General features: G+C 70.7%; 14 protein-coding genes. 1 reads left to right on the top strand and 13 read right to left on the bottom strand.

The annotated features are described in order from the left end of the window. Nucleotides 1-10: 10 nt before the first annotated feature. From FVE89_RS10575 to FVE89_RS10525, 12 genes are all read right to left on the bottom strand, one after another. Complete coding sequence (locus tag FVE89_RS10575; RefSeq protein WP_160533991.1) at nucleotides 11-2,263, bottom strand: flagellin hook IN motif-containing protein; 2,253 nt, start codon at nucleotides 2,261-2,263, stop codon at nucleotides 11-13. Continuing rightward, nucleotides 2,263-2,655 (bottom strand): hypothetical protein, encoded by a 393-nt coding sequence (locus tag FVE89_RS10570; RefSeq protein WP_160533990.1) that lies wholly within the window; start codon nucleotides 2,653-2,655, stop codon nucleotides 2,263-2,265. The genes FVE89_RS10575 and FVE89_RS10570 overlap by 1 nt, the downstream gene beginning before the upstream one ends. Nucleotides 2,656-2,763: 108 nt before the next feature. Next, nucleotides 2,764-3,945, bottom strand: a complete 1,182-nt coding sequence (locus tag FVE89_RS10565; RefSeq protein ID WP_160533989.1) for a major capsid protein — start codon at nucleotides 3,943-3,945, stop codon at nucleotides 2,764-2,766. 55 nt (nucleotides 3,946-4,000) lie between these two features. Next, nucleotides 4,001-4,609, bottom strand: a complete 609-nt coding sequence (locus FVE89_RS10560) for a hypothetical protein (protein WP_160533988.1) — start codon at nucleotides 4,607-4,609, stop codon at nucleotides 4,001-4,003. A gap of 1 nt (nucleotide 4,610) precedes the next feature. Continuing rightward, entirely contained in the window at nucleotides 4,611-5,846 is a 1,236-nt protein-coding gene (locus tag FVE89_RS10555) for a head maturation protease, ClpP-related (protein WP_160533987.1), read from the bottom strand. Nucleotides 5,847-5,923: 77 nt separating this feature from the next. Beyond that, nucleotides 5,924-7,714: a phage portal protein gene (locus tag FVE89_RS10550; RefSeq protein ID WP_160533986.1), complete on the bottom strand. Its 1,791-nt coding sequence runs from the start codon at nucleotides 7,712-7,714 to the stop codon at nucleotides 5,924-5,926. Beyond that, complete coding sequence (locus FVE89_RS10545) at nucleotides 7,714-8,007, bottom strand: hypothetical protein (RefSeq protein WP_160533985.1); 294 nt, start codon at nucleotides 8,005-8,007, stop codon at nucleotides 7,714-7,716. The genes FVE89_RS10550 and FVE89_RS10545 overlap by 1 nt, the downstream gene beginning before the upstream one ends. Nucleotides 8,008-8,073: 66 nt before the next feature. Beyond that, nucleotides 8,074-10,182, bottom strand: coding sequence for a terminase gpA endonuclease subunit (locus FVE89_RS10540; protein WP_160533984.1), 2,109 nt, complete (start codon nucleotides 10,180-10,182; stop codon nucleotides 8,074-8,076). Further along, nucleotides 10,169-10,834, bottom strand: a complete 666-nt coding sequence (locus tag FVE89_RS10535; protein WP_160533983.1) for a terminase small subunit — start codon at nucleotides 10,832-10,834, stop codon at nucleotides 10,169-10,171. Before FVE89_RS10535 ends, FVE89_RS10540 begins: the two co-directional genes overlap by 14 nt. Nucleotides 10,835-11,311: 477 nt before the next feature. Beyond that, nucleotides 11,312-11,440: a hypothetical protein gene (locus tag FVE89_RS31510; protein ID WP_281408962.1), complete on the bottom strand. Its 129-nt coding sequence runs from the start codon at nucleotides 11,438-11,440 to the stop codon at nucleotides 11,312-11,314. After that, the gene (locus FVE89_RS10530; protein ID WP_210254049.1) at nucleotides 11,437-11,754 is read right to left on the bottom strand and encodes a hypothetical protein; all 318 of its coding nucleotides are present in this window, start codon (nucleotides 11,752-11,754) and stop codon (nucleotides 11,437-11,439) included. Before FVE89_RS10530 ends, FVE89_RS31510 begins: the two co-directional genes overlap by 4 nt. After that, nucleotides 11,751-12,698, bottom strand: coding sequence for a hypothetical protein (locus FVE89_RS10525; protein ID WP_160533981.1), 948 nt, complete (start codon nucleotides 12,696-12,698; stop codon nucleotides 11,751-11,753). Before FVE89_RS10525 ends, FVE89_RS10530 begins: the two co-directional genes overlap by 4 nt. Nucleotides 12,699-13,241: 543 nt before the next feature. On the opposite strand from FVE89_RS10525, the gene FVE89_RS10520 reads away from it, so the two are divergent. Then, nucleotides 13,242-14,111, top strand: coding sequence for a hypothetical protein (locus FVE89_RS10520; protein WP_160533980.1), 870 nt, complete (start codon nucleotides 13,242-13,244; stop codon nucleotides 14,109-14,111). Here FVE89_RS10520 and FVE89_RS10515 read toward each other — a convergent pair. After that, nucleotides 14,078-18,055, bottom strand: coding sequence for a bifunctional DNA primase/polymerase (locus FVE89_RS10515; RefSeq protein WP_160533979.1), 3,978 nt, complete (start codon nucleotides 18,053-18,055; stop codon nucleotides 14,078-14,080). The two genes, FVE89_RS10520 and FVE89_RS10515, sit on opposite strands and share 34 nt — an antisense overlap. Nucleotides 18,056-18,160 lie beyond the last annotated feature (105 nt).

Below are 18,160 nucleotides of genomic sequence, written 5' to 3'. Positions count from 1 at the left end.
CTCCGGATCCTCAGCTGAAGAGCGAGTTGGTGTTGCCGACGGTGCCGGCAGCCGGGGACGTGACGATTGAGGGGTGCACGCCCGTATTGTTGCAGTACGCCTGCTCGAACGCGAAGCATTGGCGGTTGCTTCCGTCCATGTTGTCCCGGATCGTGTAGTCCGGCATGGATACGAACGAGTTCGTTCCGCGGTAGACCACAAGGCCGTTGTTGGTGTTGCAGCCCGAAACCAGGCCCTTGCCGGGACGGAGCGAGGCGGTGGCGGTCTCGACTTGGTAGCCGTTCTGGCCGTTGCCGCACGTCGCGATGTGCAGGAGCGAGACGGCCGTGGCGCCGACCTGCGCGCCGGAGAACGTCCCGTGCGAGATACCGTAGTGGAAGACGCCCGCGTTGCTGTTCCCGCTGAAGGCGGCGCTCTGCCACTCCGCGCCGTCGGAGAACGTGGCCCCGGAGATCGCGTGCAGGGACAGGCGGCCGCCGTCCCAGGTGGAGACGCCGTTCCCGCCGAATCCGGTCACGGCGAGGGCGCCGGCCTTGAGCCGCGCCTTCGAGCCGATGATCGTGAAGCCGTCGGCCCCGGGGATCACCGTGTTCGACGCGCCATCGGTGTTCGACACGGCGAGCCTGGTCACGCCGAGAGTGGTGTCGATGAGGGCAATGCCGCCCGCCCCGGCCGGGAAGGCGAGCTCGGACGGCACGACAACGGCGGCGAACGACGGGTAGGCGTTCGACCCGGCGGTCGAGGCCGAAACCGCGATGCCCTGAAGGTTGGTCACGGGGCCGCCCGTGTTGCGGGACGTGATCCGGACGGTGACGACGTTCCCCGAGATCGACTGCACCGGCCAGTTGCCGCAGAGCGCCGTCCACGCGGCGTTGCCGGTGTACTGCCCCTGGTTCATGCCGAGGTACTGCAGCCAAAGCTTGCCGCCGACGGTGACGCCGGCGACCGAGTCCAGGGTGAGGGCGACGTCGAACTGGTACGTCGAGCCAGCGACCGCCGCGACGGCGCCGATCGAGACGAGGTTGTTCCTCGTCGTGGCCTTGCCGCGCAGGTAGACGTTGTCGGCCTTGCGGTCGGCGAGGACGAGCGGCGACGTGAAGGCGACCTTCGCGGCGGGGAGCTCGACGACCACGGGCTTCGAGGTCGAGTTGGCGAGCTCGTAGGCCAGGGCGACCTTGGCGCGGATGTCCGTCTCGGTGGCGGCCGGCGAGAGGCTGTAGAGGGCCTGCCCGTTATCGACGAGGCCCAGGACGCCCCACACGAGGGACGACGTCCCCGTGACGGTCAGGGGCGTCGCGTCGGTCGTCTGGAGGAGCAGGTAGCCCTGCGCGTCGAGGGCGGCCTGGACCTTTCGGGCGGCCGTCTGAGCGTTCACGGCGGCGATGAGGGTCGCGAGCGTGTCGTTGGCCGCCACGGCGTAGGTCACGGCCGCGCCTGAGCCCTGGATGGTGAGCTGGTCGCCGACGGCCGCGTAGGCGAAGGCCGCGAGGCCCGAGGCCGGGCTCGCGAAGGCCCTGCGGCCCCGCACGACGCCCTGGGGGCCGCTCGTGAGGAGGGCCGTGATCGAGGCCCCGTTCGCGGCGATGGCGGCCTCGTCCGTGGTAGCGCGCGTCTGGAGGGCCGTGATCAGGGCCTCGTCGGCCGAGAGGCGGCTCTGGATGGCGGCGATCGCGGCGTTGGCGGCCGTCAGCGTCGCCTCGTCGGCGGTCTGCGAGGTGCGCAGCGCCGCGATGGCCGAGGCGTTGGCCGCGATCGCGGCCTCGTCCGAGGTCTGGGACGTGCGCAGGGCCGCGATCGCGGCCTGCGCGGCGGCGATGGCGGATTCGTCCGAGGTCCTGGAGGCGATCAGGCTCGCGGCCTGGACCTGCAGAGCGGCGATGTTGGCCTCGTCGGTGCCCCTGGCGGCCTGCAGGGCAGCCACCAGGGTCTGGATCGAGGCGATCGTGCCCTCGTCGGCCGTCACGCGGGTCGTCAGGGCCGCCACGGCGGAGGCGACCGTGGCCGCTGCGGCCTCGTCCGTGGTCTTGGCGGCCTGGAGGGCGGAGATCGCCGTCTGCGCGGCCGCGACGGACCCCTGCACCGCCGTGAGGTTGCTCTGCAGGTTCGCGATCGACGTGTTGAGCGTCGTCGCGTCGAAGATCTGCGAGGGGCCGAGATCGGCGATCCGGCCGTCCGAGAACGTGCCGACGCTCCGGCCGCCAGTGAAGGCAAGCCCGATCAGGGTGGCGGCGGGAGGCCCGCCGGTGGAGAACTCCATGCCCATCAGAGCACCGCCATCGAGGCCTGGACGACGCCGACGATCGGCGCGGCGGAACCGGGATTCGAATCCGGATCCGCCGCGACGAACACGTCGGTCGGATCCGAGAACGTCAGCGTGTAGGGGGCCCCTGCGGCGAGCGGCATGGCGTTCTGCAGCCAGGTGGCGACCGGATCGCCCTCGGCGACGGCGCCGCTCTTCGAGGTCACGTAGATCACGCCCTTCCGGGCCCCGAAGATGTGCAGGCGCACCGCGAGGGACCCGTTCGGGACGCGGTGGAACTTGCCGTCATCCGGGACGGGGAAGCGCACGGCCGGCCCCTCGGCGAAGGAGGTCACGACCTGCCCGCGGGCGTCCGTGACCTGGAGGGGGCGCTTCGGGGGCTGCTGCTGGGGCATGACGGCTCACGCTCAAAGATGAAGAAGGCCCGGGACCCTGGTGGACCCCGGGCCCCTGTTCGCGGGCGGTCGGAGGGGGCGCCGCCCGCGAAACCGCGGGTGGCGGGATCAGGCGACTTCGTCGGCTTGCTCGTCCGACAGGGCCTCGGTCAGGCCGCGCGGCATGATGTTCGTGCCGGGGGCGAGGCCGAGGTCGGCGTCGGTGAGGTCGTCGAGGGTGTCGAACGGCGAGGAGGCGGACTCGCCGTAGAAGCCGAGGGCCGCCAGGTCCGTGGTCGGGCCGTGCTCGATCAGCACGATGCCTTCCAGGCGCTGGTTCCAGCTGATGATGTTGGTCTGGCCCTTGACCTGGACGCCCTCGTTGAAGTCGAGGTCCTTCGGGAACAGGTAGACCGGCGCGCCCGCGGTGTTGACGCCGCCCATGACCTGGGCCGGGGCGAAGCGCGACTGGAACAGGTTCGGGGCGTTGGGGATCAGCGCCAGGACCGTGGTCGGGAAGGCCAGCTGGTTGGTGCGCGGGATGAACTGGTTGCGGTAGAGCTTGACCTCGACCTCGTCGCAGATCGTGAAGCCCTTCGAGTTGTCGGCGCGCATGAACTGGCGCTCCTGGAACCCGGCGTAGGTGTTCTGGACCGACGGGTCGTAGATCACCTTCTGGTTCATCGCGTAATCGCCGAGCAGCTGGAAGCCGGCGACGTTGTAGCTGCCGCCGAGGCGCTGACGGGCGAGGTACTTGGCGCCGTTCAGGAACTCAAAGAAGTTCTCGCCGGAGCCGAAGTTGAACTTGAGGCGCAGGGGCTGGCGCTTGAAGGTCTTGCGCAGGTCGACGTAGACCTTGCCGTATCGACCGAGGATCACGCCGAACAGCGCGGCGCCGATCCGGGTGAATTCCCAGGTGAAGTCGATCGAGGTCTGCCAGGTGGCCATCTCGCGGGCGAGACGGTCGGCGGTGGTCTCGATCTCGGACTCCGACCCGAAGGCGCGCTGCTCGGAGACCTCGGAGGCGCGCACGGTGAAGCCGTGCGGGTAGTGCAGCACCTTGAGCGGCACCGACTGATCGTCCTCGGCGTCGCCGAGATCGACCTGCGACATACCCGAGTTCCAGGCGCGCGGGTCGACGAGGTCGAAGGTCTCGGTGCGGGTGTCGACGAGCAGCGTGCGGGTGGCGACGCCCTGGGCGTTCCACGGCAGCGCGTTGATCTGCTGCGGCACGTAGGGGAGCCGACGGAACGCGTCCGTCAGGGTCGCGTAGTCATGGGCGGTCCCCGTCTCCGGGTTGATGATGGGCATCGGGGCGGTTCCTAGCGGCTCTGCTCGGCGGGGGCCGACGGCGGGGTTTCGGGGATCAGCGGACGATCTGGCCCTGTGCGGCCAGGGCGGCGACGTCGGCCGCGCGGAGGGATTCGACGGTGTCGCCGTGGGTCGTCCCGGCCGTGAGGCCGAGCTCGTTCAGCACCGCGGCGTCGCCGGCGATGACGATGTCCCCGCCGACCGAGGACACGAGCTGAAGGGCGTTGCCGTTGACGACCGTGGCGGTGATCGAGGGCACCGCGGCGTCGATGGCCGCGGCCACGGCGGCCAGGGTCTCGTTCGCGGAGATCGCGATGACCGTGCCGTCGATCGACAGGTTGCCGGCGGTGGCGATCGCGGCGCCGGCCGCGCCGGTGACCGTGGTCGGGCCGGGCTGGCGGAAGTCCAGGTAGCCGCCCTTGAGCTCGGTGTTGCGAGCCGTGTAGGCGATGCCGCCGATGCCGTCGGGGTAGCCGTAGCAGACGCCGGCGAGCGCCGTGCCGTCGTAGACCACCAGGCCGTTGGGGCCCTTCTGGACGAGCTTGCCGGGCCGCATCAGGGCGACCGCGGCCGGATCGACCAGGCCGCTCTCGCGGGAGTAGGTGAACGGCGCCTCGGAGATGAGGTGGACGCCTTCGCGGCGGCGACGGGTGTAGGTCGTCATGTCAGGCTCCCGATGCCGCCTTGGCGGTCGCGGCGTTGAGGGTGTCGAACCAGCTGCCGACCACCTTCGGGGTCAGCTCGGCCTTAGGGGCCGGGACCTCGCGCTGGGGCTGCTGCTCAGGGACGGAGGAGACGTTCACGGCCTTGGCCGCGACCCGGTTGTTGATGACCGCCCGGATCTGCGCGGTCGTCGAACCGGCGCGAACCCAGCTGTCGAAGACGGAGACCAAGCCGTTCTCCTCGGCGATGGCGCGCAGCGCCTCGCGGGAGGCGGCGTCGACCTGCTCGGGGGTGGCGGTGGAGGGCGGCTCGACGACGGCGGCCGTGGGCGTGACCTCGGCCTTCGCGGCGGCGGCCGGCAGGGAGGCCTTCAGGCCTTCGAGCAGCGTCACGAACTCGGAGCGGAAGCCGGCGAAGGCCTCTGCGACCGAGGTGGCCACGGTGGCGGCGACCTGCTCGGGCGTGACGGGGGCGGGCGTCTCGACGGCGGCCGGCTCGGCCTCCGGGGCCGGGGCCTCGGCGACGGCCTGGGCGAGGGCCTCGGGCACCTTGCCGCGGAACCGCGCCAGGTCGAGGCCGGAGAAGGCGGTGGCGGCGACCGGCTCCAGGACGGAGTCGACCCAGCCGGCGGCCTTGGCCTCCTCGGCGGTGTACCAGGTCGTGGCCGACATCGCGGCCTCGATGGCCTCGTCGTCCATGGCCTGGTTCTTGGCCGAGTAGGCCGCGACCATCGCGGCCTTCAGCTGGCCGAGCATGGCCGTGGCCTGCGCCAGGTCGGCGGCGTTGCCGGCCACGATCGTCGACGGGTCGTGGATCATGTAGAGCGCGTTGGCGCTCATCCGGACCTCGTCGCACGCCGAGGCGATGACGGTGGCGGCCGAGGCGCAGAGGCCCTGGATGACCGCCACCTTGCGGCAGGGGAGCTGCGAGAGCACGCCGTAGATGGCGCTGCCGTCGAAGGCGTCCCCGCCGGGGGAATTGATATTGAGCTGGAGCTCGTCGACCGGTCCGATCGCGCGGACCTCGTCGAGGAAGGCCTGGGCGGAGACCCCGACCTGCTCGCCGGTCCACTCGTCCGTGTCCTCACCGATGACGCCGTAGATGTCGATCTCGGCGCGGGTGGGCTGCCCGGTGATCGGCGCGAAGGCACGAACCGTCCAGAACCTGCGCACGTCACCGGCGGAGCCGACGCGGGCCTGGGGGCGGGCGATTACGAGACGGGAGCGGGTCAGACGCACGAGGGGATCTCCGTGAAAGCGAGGATCCCGAGCGGCGCGTGTAAAAGATACGAGCGAAACGCAGGGGATCGGGGACGTCATTCCGAGGCCCCGTCGGCGTCGGCCGGGACCTGCTGATCGCCGCCGGCGTTGGCGACGAGCGGCGCGAGCCGGTCCATCAGGGCCTTCTCGACGAGCTGCTCGATCATCGTCTGGAACGGATTCGTCGCGGGCGCGGCCTGCCCCGTGGCGCCGCCGGGCCCGGTCTCCTCGTCGTCGTCGAGGGCGGGGCCGCCGTTGTGGCCCATGCCGGCGGCCGGGGCCCCGGCAGGGGGCAGGTAGGTGGCGTAGTTGAGCCCGAACTTCTTCGCCCGGGTGAGCCCCTCGGCGTTGCGCCGATCGACCTCCACGGGGTCGCCGCCGGTGGCCTCGATGGCCTCGTCGCGCGACATGAAACCGTTCTGGACCGCGAGGGCGAACGCGTTCCACTCCTGGTACTCGTTCGGGTTCTTGCTGCCCGGCCAGGTCCAGCGGCAATCGAAGATGTGGTGCGGGGGCGTGCCCGGGGGCGGGGCCCACAGGCCCATCTCGATCGCGAGCTTGACCAGCGCCCGGTAGAGCGGCTGCAGGACCTGGCGCTCGATCCGATCGCGCTCGCCGTCGACGAATGTCCGGGTCTGGACCTCGGAGGCGCGCCACGTGCGATCGTTCGCGCCGCGCCAGTCGCCGGTGAAATCCTCGTACGAGACGTCGCAGCACGACGCCAAATACATGTGCTTCCAGCGGGTGTAGGGCTCGAAGGACTGGCCCGTGTCCGGCGGGTTGGACCACTCGATGTCCATGCCGGCGGGGAGCTCGGCGAGGATGCCCGGCTCCAGGACGAGCTGCTTGATCGCCCGGTCGACGGCGTCCGGATCCTCCTCCTCGCCGATGACGTTGCCGCCCTGTTCGCCCGGCAGGCGCTTGATGTAGCCGGCGAACAGGGCCCCCACGAGCTTGCGGGCCTGCTCGGCCTGGTCCCAGCTGTTGAGGTTGTGCGCCGTGACCAGCATCGGGATGATGGTCGAGTCGGCGCGCAGCGAGGACGCGCGCAGCGGGTTGGCGAAGTGCAGGATCTCGCTCGCCGGGATCCGCTCCGGGATCATGGCCTGCGAGGCGTTCTGCGGATCGGTCGCCTGCATCACCCAGTCATGCGGGTGGATGCGGTAGAGCCAGTAGGCGGCCGGCCGGTCGAGGGCGTCGAGCTCGATGGCCTGGACGATCCGGTTCGGGCCCTTGGCGCCGATCGGCCACGTCCACGTCACCGGGAGGTGGTCGGTCTCCAGGAGCTGCAGCTGCAGGGGCAGCACCAGGCCGTCGGACATGAACCGGCGGCGCAGGCGGATGACGAGCTCGCCGTCGACGCGCTCGGTGAGGTAGATCCGCTTGAGCAGGCCAGCCCACGAATCCCGGCCCCGCGCGTCGGCCTGCGGCAGCCACGCGCGGATGATCTCCTGCAGCTCGGGGAAGCGCGGGCACGGCAGGGGGCCCTTGCCGACGACCTTGCCGGCGATCGAGCGCAGGCCTTTCCGGACCTTGGCGTCGTCGCGGTACAGCTTCCGGGCCATGCCGAGGAAGATCGGCGCGGACTGGATGGTCTGGTTCGGACCGACGTTCGGCGGCCTGGGCAGCTTCTGCTGCGGGTCCAGCGCCTCGAAGGGTTGGTTGATTGCCTGCGACTGCCAGTAGAACTCGGAGCGGGCCACCGGTCCGACGAGGCGGGCGAGCTTGCGCGCCGCGGTCTTGAAGATCGAGGGCTTGGGCTGGGCCTCGGACGGGGCCCGCGGGGCCGGGGGCGGCGGGGCGATGCCTGTAGCCTTGGCGACGCGGTGCTGGCGGGAGGTGGCCATCAGTAGATGCCCCCGCCGCCACGGTAGCCGCGCCCGGAGATCACCCTGATCAGGGTGGCCCCGGTGCTGGCCTCACGCGCCAGGACGGGATCGTTCGTGACCTGGGCGTACGTCGCGTAGAGCAGCCGCAGGCGCGCGATGGCGTCCGCCCGGCTGAGCGTGTCCATCTCGCCGGCGTTCGGGTAGCTGATCCGCCCCGCGGCCGTCGCGAGCCCGTCCTCGATGGCCTCGATGGCCTCGCGGAGGAACTGGACGCGCTTCTCGCCGCGGGTGTAGCCGATGGGTAGCGTCACGCGGGGGCTCCTAAGGCCCCCACGGTCCCCCCGGCCCGCGTGTAAAAGATACGAGCGAAACGCCGATCAGCGGCGAATGCCGCCGAACGTCGAGCGCACCGGCGCCATCGGCTGCCGCCGCACCGGCTTCGGGGCGGAGCGCGGGAGCGGGGCCGCGATCGGGGCCCCGGTGCCCTTGCCCACGAGCTTGTCGAGGGCGGCCTGCGCCATGGCCGAGCGGTCCTCGCCGGTCCAGCGGACCTCCTCGGCGCGGGGCCGCTGGTCGATCATGGCCGCCTTCAGGGCCGGGTTGCGGCCGCACGCGATCCGTAGCGCGGCGAGGGCATAGAGCATCGTGTCCCACGGCTCGCCGGTGTTCGCCTTGGAGATCCGCTCCCAGACGAGGACGCCCTTGCGGTCGTGGTAGCTCCGCTCCGCGAACAGGCCCTCGAAGTAGTCGTAGCCGTCGGGCATGGCCGCCTGGAGGCTCTTCGGGAAGTGGACGTGGCCGGGCCCCGGGGTCTCGTTCTGCAGGCGCCGCATGACGAGGTTCTTGCCGGTGCGGGTGCCGAGCTTCGTGAACTGGCTGCCGGTCTGGGCGTGGACGCCGGGCTTCGAGATGATGAAGGGGGCGAGCCGCACCCCGTACTCGTTCTCGCCGCGGACCGGGGTCCAGAACCGGGCCCGGTGCGCAGCCTGGCAGAACCCGATGACCTCCTCCATCATCCAGGAGCAGTCCATCGCCCCGGCGACGGCCTTGATCTTCCGCCCGTCCTCCCGGATCCACACGCGATCCTTGAGGGCATCGAGCGCCGCGGCGCAGGCGGGGTCGAGCGGCGTGGTCGCCGGGATGACGAAGTACCCGATGACGGCGCTCTCCTCCTGCGCCCCCCAGCCGATCACCTGGACCTCGACGCGGGGCGGCAGGTAGTCCTTGGCGTCCGGATCGTCCTTGCCGCGCTGCACGTCGGCGCCGTACGTCACGGCCCGCACCCACGCCGGGAGCTCGGCCCGGTACGGCTCGGGGCGCATCTCGGCGAAGGATCCGGGGTCGGCCCCCTTCTCGGCCGAGACGTCGTCGAAGGGCAGGCCGAGGTTCGAGTTGTAGAAGTGCTGCAGGGCGGCCGGGTCGCCCTGGGCGTCCATCCACTCCTCCCAGAGCTTCGACCACGAGACGTTCGGGGCCATGCTGTAGAGGGCAGAGATGTGCATGCCGCGGATGCCCTTGCGAGCGGCGACGGCGGTGGCACGCCACTCCCCGTGCTCGTCCATCCACTCGCGGGTCTTGCGATCGTCCTCGATGAGCTGCTCGCAGGCCTCGCACATGTAGAAGGCGGCCACGAACCGCCCCTCGTCGTCGTAGTGCGGCTTCACCCCGTAGCGGGTGTCCTTGCTGCCCCACTGGAGCCGCTGCATGTGCCCGCACCCCTCGTGGGGGCAGGGCACGAAATAGTATTGCTTGTCGGAGCGCTCCCACTGCGGCCAGATCCGGCTGGTCCGGAGGCGCAGCGGCGACGACCACAGGAGCAGGCGGGACCCGTGCCGGGTCTTGCCGCGGTCCTTGAACAGCTTGAACTTGTCGCCCTGGCTCTTCTCGCCGGAGGGCATCCAACCGTCGTCGTCGACCTCGTCGCCCATCAGGATCTGGGCGGTACGGCCGCGGAACGTGCCGTCGGACATCGCCCATCCGAGGCGCATCATCCCGCCGTTCGAGTAGAGGCGGGTGTCCCAGGTATCGAGCCGCTCGCCCTTGATCGGCTTCCGGACGATCTCGGCCAGCATCGGCGAGTCACGGAAGGCCGGGGTCCAGTAATCGTTGGCGAATTCCTGGGCCTTCTGCTCGGTCGGCTGGACCATCATGCACTGGGTGTGCTTGTGGCGGACCTGGTAGGCGGCGACCATGGCGCCGATCTGGGTCACGCCGGTGCGGGTCGACTTGGGCCCGTACCACTCCTCGACCTCGGGGTTGCACATCTCCCGGGCCATGCCGCGCTGGTAGCCGAACAGCTTGGCCAGCTGGGTCTGCCCGGTCGTCTCGGCCGAGAGGTAGAAGTGCCGCTCGATCCACTCGACGACGTCGAGATCCTCGGGGATGTCGAGGACGGAGCGCAGGCCCACCAGGCCGTCGTGGAAGGCCTCGATGCCGAGGGCGAGGTACTCGGCGGCCGCGCCGTCGATCGCCTCACGCGGCTTCATGGGCCGCCTCGGTCGCGGGGGGCTCGGGATAGGGGGCCGTGTGCCGGTGGACCTGCCCCTTGAGCTTCTCCGCGAGCGCCTTGCGGATCAGGCGGTCGACCTCCTTGCCGATCCGCTCCGGGGTGTCGCCCCGCATGCGCAGCTCGACGTGGGGACCGACCTCGGCCAGGGCCACGGCGAGGTCGCTGTACTCCCGGCGGACCATGTCCAGCATGATCCCGATCGGGGCGACGAGGCCCTTCTCCTTGGCCTCCTCGATCGCCTTCATGGCGGCCGTGCTCTCGGCGGTGTCGGCGTCGGCCCGGGCCCGGCGGGTCTTGGCCATCTCGAAGTCCTCGCCGCCGTCGAGGGGCTTGAAGGCGGCCGGCTCCTCGCCGCCGGCCTCCTCGCGGGCCTCAATCGCGGCCCGCTCCTGGAGCCACCGGACGGCCTTCCCCATGTCGATGCGATAGGCCTTCTCGTCGCCCTCGTGGGGCATGCCGTCCCGGATCCACTTGGTCACCGTGTTCCGGGAGACGGCGATCATCTCGGCGAACTGCGCGGCGGAGACGACCCGGACGGACTTGCCGACGTCCCCCGCGGGGACCTTCGTGCGGCGCAGGCCTGCGGCCGGGGTGACGGCCTCGGCGGGCTTGGGGGCTGAGCGTGCCATGACCCCGAGTCCAGGCGGGGCGGCGTGTAAAAGATACGAGCGAAGCGCGCGCCGGGAGCAGGTCGAGGGGGTCCGGAGAGCAGGCTACGGGGCGCGAATCGGTCGCCGGGCAGAGATGCGCGTACGCGCGCGCGACCCTGCTGCTTCCCTCGGCCCGTTTTTCAGGATTTTTTGCAACGGGAGAGGGGGTGGACCGCTAACGCAACCCCGCACGTTTCGAGGGCTCCAGGGGACCCCGCCAAGGGGGTAGGCCCCCTCGAACGCCCGTCGGCCGGGCCGTCGCGCCCCGCTCGCCGCCCCCGCGCCCCATGCCTCTACCCCACTGCCCCCCCGTGCCCCGCCCCCTCGGCTGGCCCACGCGAACAGGATAGCACCACGCGTGCATGCGAGCCTGTGGTTCTTGGCATGCCACATCCCACGATTGGGGTTCGTTAACACTCGTGTGCGCAGAGGTGCGCACGTACGCACGCGCGCGCATCACCACATGCCGAGCTGGCGTGCGATGGACGCGAGGAGCGCCAGGTTGACGGCGACCGTGACGATGATCGCGACCCGTATGGCCTCGGACGCCCGGCGCTCGCGGTGGGCCAGCTCCTCGGGGGTCACTGCAGCACCCGTCCGCCGCGGGGCGGCTCGGCGACCGGTTCGAGGCCGAGCCTGCGCAGGGCACGCGCAAGGGCATCGCGGGCGGCGTCTGCGGTGAGGACCGTGCCCCACTGGCTGTCCCTGCAGATCAAGGCGTACCCGACCATGTCGGCTTGCGCCTGGACGACCGGCATCGAGGCCAGCGAGAGGCCAGACCTCACAACGGCGACCTCGAACGCCTCGGTCAACTCGTCGAGCGGGACGTACTCCAAGACCATGGAGCCGCCCGGCATGAAGACGCAATCGACGCGTCGGAACTGCGTACGCATGGTCATCGCCCCTTCGATGCCTTGTGAGACAGGCGGTCGGTGAGCTCGCGGGCGAGCCGGTCCGGCATGGTTTCGGCCGCCTTCGTCATGGCATCGAGCCACGCGCCCTGCGCAACGGGCTTGTAGCGGGCGGCGCCGGTGGACAGGAATAGCATGCGGGGCACGCCCTGATTGACGACCTTGGGCACCTCGACGGTTCGGCCGCCGGCGGCGGTGAAGCTCGTGGTCGGGGCGCTGGTGAGGCTGTAGCGGTTCTCGACGTTGCGCCTGTCCTTCTTGCGCACGCGCGTGCGATCCAGCTTGTCGCGCACCCTCGACCTGGCCTCGGTGACTACGGCGCGGGGCGGCCTGGCGTAGATGCCGGCCCCGCTGATGAAGCCGCGGTTCATCGCCTTGTCGCCGGGCTTGACCTCGAAGACGCCCCAGCCGCCGGGGCCGAAGTTGCCGCTGGACTTGTAGCCGGCGGCGGCCATGGCGGCGATCCGCCTGGCGTCAGAACCGGCGATCTTGTCCTTGCCGCGCGTTCGGATGCCGAAGGTGCTGGACAGGTTCTGCCCGACCGGCACGCGGATCGAGTTCTGGTCGCCGAAATACGCCTCGATGCCGACGTCGCCCGGCTGGCGCACGTTCTCGCCGTCGCCGAAGGCATACTTGAGCCACGAGCTCTGCAGCGGCAGGACGAACACGTCGGCCTTGGCCTCGTCGACGCTGGTGACGCGCCCGAGCAGGTCCTTGTCGACGTTGTAGCGCAGGGCGTCGCGGGTGAGCTTGTTCGGCCCGTGGAAGATCTCGGGGACGCGGTCGCGGAACGTGTTCGTGGCATCGATGGCGACGCCGGTCAGGGCGAATTGCACCGCCCTCGGGAAGCGGTCGAGGCCGAACGCCTCGAACTCGCGCTGGGCGTCGCGGACGGCGCGGGCGAGATCGACGGTGACACCGAACCCCGCCATCGCATCCCCACGGAAAGGAAAGGCGGCCGCCCGAGCCGAAGCTCAAAGGCGGCCAAGTCGCGCACACGCCCCGGATGGGACGAGTCGAATCAATTTACCCTGCGCGCGCGCGAGGGGCAAACCATGTCAAGCGGAAAATCGCGGGTTGCGGCAACGTGTGGCCGAAGGGACTCGCCGGGCCCCGATCGCGGCCCATGGCGAACGCGACGAGGCTCCAGTCGTGAGCACGGGAGCGAGGTCCCGTCCGCCCCTCCCCAGCACCCTTGCCGCCTCTGCTGACGCACGGCCTGCGCCAGCAGGCCGGTCCCGGAGCGCGACGCCCGTGAGGGCGAAAGGCCAGCCAGACCTCCCATGGGACAGCCTGCCAGACCACGGTTCAGGATATATATTTAGAAGGCGAATTTTCCGCCCCGAAAAAACGGCCAAGCCGTTGCCGTGTTTCTGGTATACGGGCGTAAACAGCATCCCACGTGTGGGTCGTAGTTTGTAACTCGCATGCCCGGTGTGGTATGGAGTTTGTCACTCGCTGCGGAGCCACCGTCCATGCCCTTCCACGTATCGATCTCGCGGGATCTCGCGGCCGGCATGACGCTCGTCGAAGGCCCCCTGACGCCCCTGGATCTCGCCATGTGGCTCGGGGCGTTGGGCCACGCCTTCACCATCGAGGATGAGCCCGACGCGGAGGGGCTGACCCTGCGCGACCGGTGGGCGATCGACGGGGCGAACTTGTGGGTCCACGGTAAGGCCCTGCTGGACGCCACCGGCATGCGGTCTCACTCGCAGCTGGTCCGCCCCTTCGAGCGCCTCGGGGAAAGCCGGATTCGTATCGGGCAGGCGGGCCGGGGCAACGACGCCACGTATCGGCTCTGGGAGGGGTGGGAAGGCACGCCAATCCATAGGGGCCACCCAGTGGAGGTCGGCTATTTTCCGGGGATCCCCGTGGTCTACGGGATGATCCATGGGAAGGCGCACCCCATCGTCCTGGATGTCGAGGGCCTAGCGGCGTTCCGCACGCGTTTCGCGGCCTTCCTGTACCTGCGCGTGCTGGCCTGGATGAACGGGGCCAACACGCCGAGGGCCTGGCACCGCACGCCCCCCGGCGATCGCGTCACGGTCACCGTCCCCGTCGAGGACCTTCCCTACGCCTTCGGGATCGGGACGCTCACCACGGTGAAGCAGTGGAACTTGAACGCCCTCGGGGCGCGAGGCGAGGGCGGTCCCGTGCACGCGGACCTTGCCAGCGTCGGCATCGGCCTGAAGACGCAGTGGCAGTGGCTCGGGACGGGCAACCGTAAGACGGCCATCGGCCTGCGGATCACCGCATGGCGGAGCAAGCCGATCGAGAAGCGGGTCGAGCGCCGGGGCGGCCGGCGCACGCGTCAGCTGTCTGGGTCGAGTTCGCCGGCCCCGTAGGCATCGAGCAGGACCAGGGTGTCGAGGCAGACGACGGAATCCTTGCGCTGCACGCCGGGGAAGGGCGGCCGGCGCGTCCAGTCGATCGCGTCGATCCGCTTGGCGCGCAGCGCGGCCTGGATCGCCTCAGGCTCGGCATGCTCGGGCAGGCCGGAGATCTCGGACGTCACGCGGGCCATCGTGGCCTCGCGGGCCACCGCTTCTTGGTCGGCGTACACCCGGCGCACCTCGTCTCGGGTTGCGCCCTCGGGCAGGTTCGTCAGCTGCATGTCGATCGCGTCCGGGGGGCGCGTGCCCGACGGGCGACGCTCGCGGCCGCGCCACAGCACCTCGACCTCCAGGGCCTCGTCCAGGTCCTCGTCCGTGTAGCCGTCCTCCCGGATGAGGGCGGCGCGCAGCGGGGTGGCCGGGTCCTCGTGCCATGCGGTGACCGACGAGACGGTCCACGGGCCGTCGGCGATCCGCCAGCGGATCCGCACCGTGCCCTGTGCCTCGGGGTGGCCCGGCACGTCCAATTTCAGGGCCTTGAGCGAGCCGGCGTGAAGGTCCGGGCGATCGGTCCATCCGAAGCGCGTGTCGAGGAGCCCGCCCGTGGACCGGGCGATCTCCCAGGCCGAAACCGTCGCGTGCGTCCCGACCGGGCAGGCGAGGTCTGCGACGTCGATCATGTCGTCGACGATGAGGCCCTCGGGAATCGCGGCCGTGGCGAGGTACACGACCGGCGGCCTGCCCACGCGGTGCACGGGACGCAGGCGGGCGGCGAACTGCCGGATTTCCTCCTCGCGGTACTGCGCCTGGACGATCCGGGCCCATGCGCCGTCGTAGACGGTGTCCTCGATGGCGACGTCGCGGCCGTCGCGCAGCGCCACGCGCTTCTCGCCCTTCGTCGCCTGCAGGGCTTGGCCTGACGCGTCCTTGCCGGTGCCGAACGGGTCGACCGGCTGCTCGGGCTCGGGATCGTCGTAGGTCAGCGCCGCCACGACGGCGTCCAGAACCCTCGGGGGCAGCTCCAACCTGCCGAAGCAGATCGCGGCCGTGTGATGCTTGGCGAAGTCCAAGCCGCGCATGGCCCCGTTGTGGACCCAGTCCACGTTCTCGGGGGGCAGCCAGCCGGCGCGGTGGACCGACATCACGCCCTTGTTGCCACCGACGAGGAGCCTGCCATCGCCGTGTACGCCCGCGAGCCGCGTGATCACCTGCCGGTTGAGGGCGACCCGTTCGGCCGCCTTGGTCATCCCGGCGCGGGTGTCGTGGCGGCTCGGGAGCATCGAGTAGTCGGAGAAGGTGCTGCCGGTGACGAGGACGGCGCGAAGGTGCGTCGGGGCCTCGACGGGCAGGAGCCGCACGACGCGATCGCTCCAGATCTTCTCGACGATGCGCGGCTCGGCCGAGGCGTCGAGGAGCAGCAAAGGCGTCGAGGGGAAGCTGGGCTTGGCCCTCCAGGACATCATTACCGCGAGGGCGCCCCCCGTGACGGTGACGACCTGCAGGCGGCGATCGCTCGCCCCCATGGCCGTCTTCGGCGAGCCGGGGTTCTCCTCGTCGCGGACCATGGCCTCCAGGCGGTCGATGACGATCGACCAGAACCGCCGCTCGTCCCACAGGCCGTCGCCCGTCGGCGTGTCCGCCAGCTCCTTGGCGGCTTCCTCGGTCATTCCGGGGGTGACGTGGCGCGCCGCGTCCGAGCCACGGGACACGACGGCGTATGCGGACCTGGCGTAATCGAGGCCGGCGCGGCGGTTGCCCTCGCGGTACCGAAACAGCGCCTGGACCGCGGCCCCGGCGTCGGCCTTGCGCAGGTGCGGCATGAGGATCTCGACGGCGGCGCTGCGCTCGGCGAGGTAGCCCTCCTTGGCCTCGTCGATCGCGCGCTTCGCATCGGCGCGATCGAGGAGAGGCTTCAGCTCCTCCTCCAGGAGACGGGGCGGGGCGCGGCCTGTCTCCAGCACCCGCAGCGGCATCGGTTCGGAGGCGTTGTGGCGGATAAGGCCCCCGTACGGCCTCTCGTCGACAACGAGTCCTGCGAGCGCGTCAGTCAGGGCCTTGGGCGGCGTGACGTCGAGGTAGGCCGACGCGAACAGGACGACGTCGGCCTCGGCGAGCTCCACGAGCGAGCGCTGGTACTCGCAGGCCTCCCACATCGGGCAGCGCTTCTCCTCGTACGTAGGCTTCTCGCCGGGCATCGGCGTGCCCACCACCACTTTCGCCTTGCACAGGTGCTGCGTGCCGATCGACGCGGCCGACAGCGTCGAGATCTGGGCCTTGAACCCGCAGTTCGTCCGGGTCTTGCCACGGAAGACCACGACCCGCAGGCCGAGCCGGTCACCCTGGGCCACGAGCTGCTCGGCCGCAGTCTCGAAGGCCCCGATCTCGTCGCCGGCGGCGAAGACCATCGTGTCCGCGATGTTGGCGTGCGTGGGCATGGCGAATCCGATCGGCATGCCGATCCGGCCGAACCGGTCGACGTGCTTCCGCAGGGCGCGCCAGAAACCGCTGGTTTTACCGACGCCCGCATCCCCCTTGAGGATCTGGACCTCTCCGACGTCGCGCTGGCTCTTGGGCAGCCGGGCCCGGGTGTGGATTTCCTGGAGCCAAGCGGCCTCCCAGCCTTGGACCGTCTGGACGGCCTTGCGCGCCGCGGCGAGGCGCAGGTCCTCGTCCTGGATCAGGTCGCGTGCCATGGCGCGGACCGGATCGGCCACGGCGAGGAGGCGGCGCTTGACCGCCGTCCTGCCGATCCTGTCCTTGAGGTGCGCGAGTTCCGCGACCGCCGGCGGGACGTACGTATCGTCGTCGACGACCGACGGGGCGTAGGCCACCGTCCCGTCCTGCTCCACGGACTGGGCTAGGCCGCGCCGGATCGAGCGGAGGAAGCCGCCGCGTTGGACGCAGTGGTCGATCTGCGCGCGGACTTTCTGCTCGATCTCGGACCGGATCAGACCGTCGTGCCAACCGTCGAGCGAGGCCCCGGCGCGGAACTGGTCCTCGACCAAGGCGCAGAGCTTCCCGAATCCCTCGGGCGCGCGGGCCGCGCCCTCGTTCGCCCGCACGGTCTCGCGGACGATGCCGAAGAGCCACGACTCGCGGCCATCGACCACGAGGCCGCCCTCGACGACGACGCCCTCGGCCGGGACGGACAGGGGCCGGTGGAGTCCTGCGCCGTCGTCGTAGGCCCACGCGACGTCGGCGACCTCATGGGAACGATGCGCGAACGGCGCGAGCTCGGCGATAGCGTCGAGGAATGCGTCGAGCTGGCTGCGCGTGACGAGCGGGGCGGCCTCGGGGCCGACGCGCCACGGATGGTCACCGACCCACTCGAACACCTTTCCGGTCTTCCAGTGCATGCCGTGAAACGTGACGGGCTTGCCGTGCGCGAGGACTTCGATGGCGTGGCCGCCATCGGCGAATCGGTGCGTGCGATTGACGATCGCCTCGTCGCGGGCGCGCGCGGCAACGGGGGCCTGCCGGTAGACCAGGACGACGCGCGGGAAGGAGCCGACGCGGCGAAGCGGCGAGCGGCCGAGGATCCGGTCGGCGGCCGCGACGATCGCCAGCGACAGGGCCTCGTCGGAGACGTCCACGTCGAGGGCGAAGGCGTGCCCCGAGGCGGGGCCCATGATCGCCGCGGAGTTGTCCGTCGGGCATTGGCGGGCCCACCAGGCGACCTCTTCGGCCGGGGGCAGCGTGTCCGTGTAGGCCTTCCAGCGGATCGGGGATCCGTCGACGGAGGAAGGCCCCCGGCGCTCGTCGCGCCGCTGCGGGAAGATGCTCCAGCCCCGCGCGCGCATGTCGGGCGCGAAGTCGCGGAAGAACGGAAATCCGATGCTGTAGGGCCCGGTGCTGATGCCGCGGGGGGCATCGGGGGCCACGACCTCTGCGCCGGGGAAGCGCGCCAGGAATGCCTGGACGAAGATGTCGGTGTCGTCGGGAGGGAGGCTGCTCATCCTGCTGTCCGGTCGCGTGCGCTGATGGGCTTCCTCTTCTCCCGGAAGAATCCGGGGCGGGCTGCCTCGATGAGCATTCTCGACCACGACGACGCGTACTGCAAG

Origin of the sequence: Methylobacterium sp. 2A (assembly GCF_009806555.1) — a bacterium.
Classification (GTDB): domain Bacteria; phylum Pseudomonadota; class Alphaproteobacteria; order Rhizobiales; family Beijerinckiaceae; genus Methylobacterium.
This window is presented reverse-complemented; position numbering and strand designations above follow the sequence as displayed.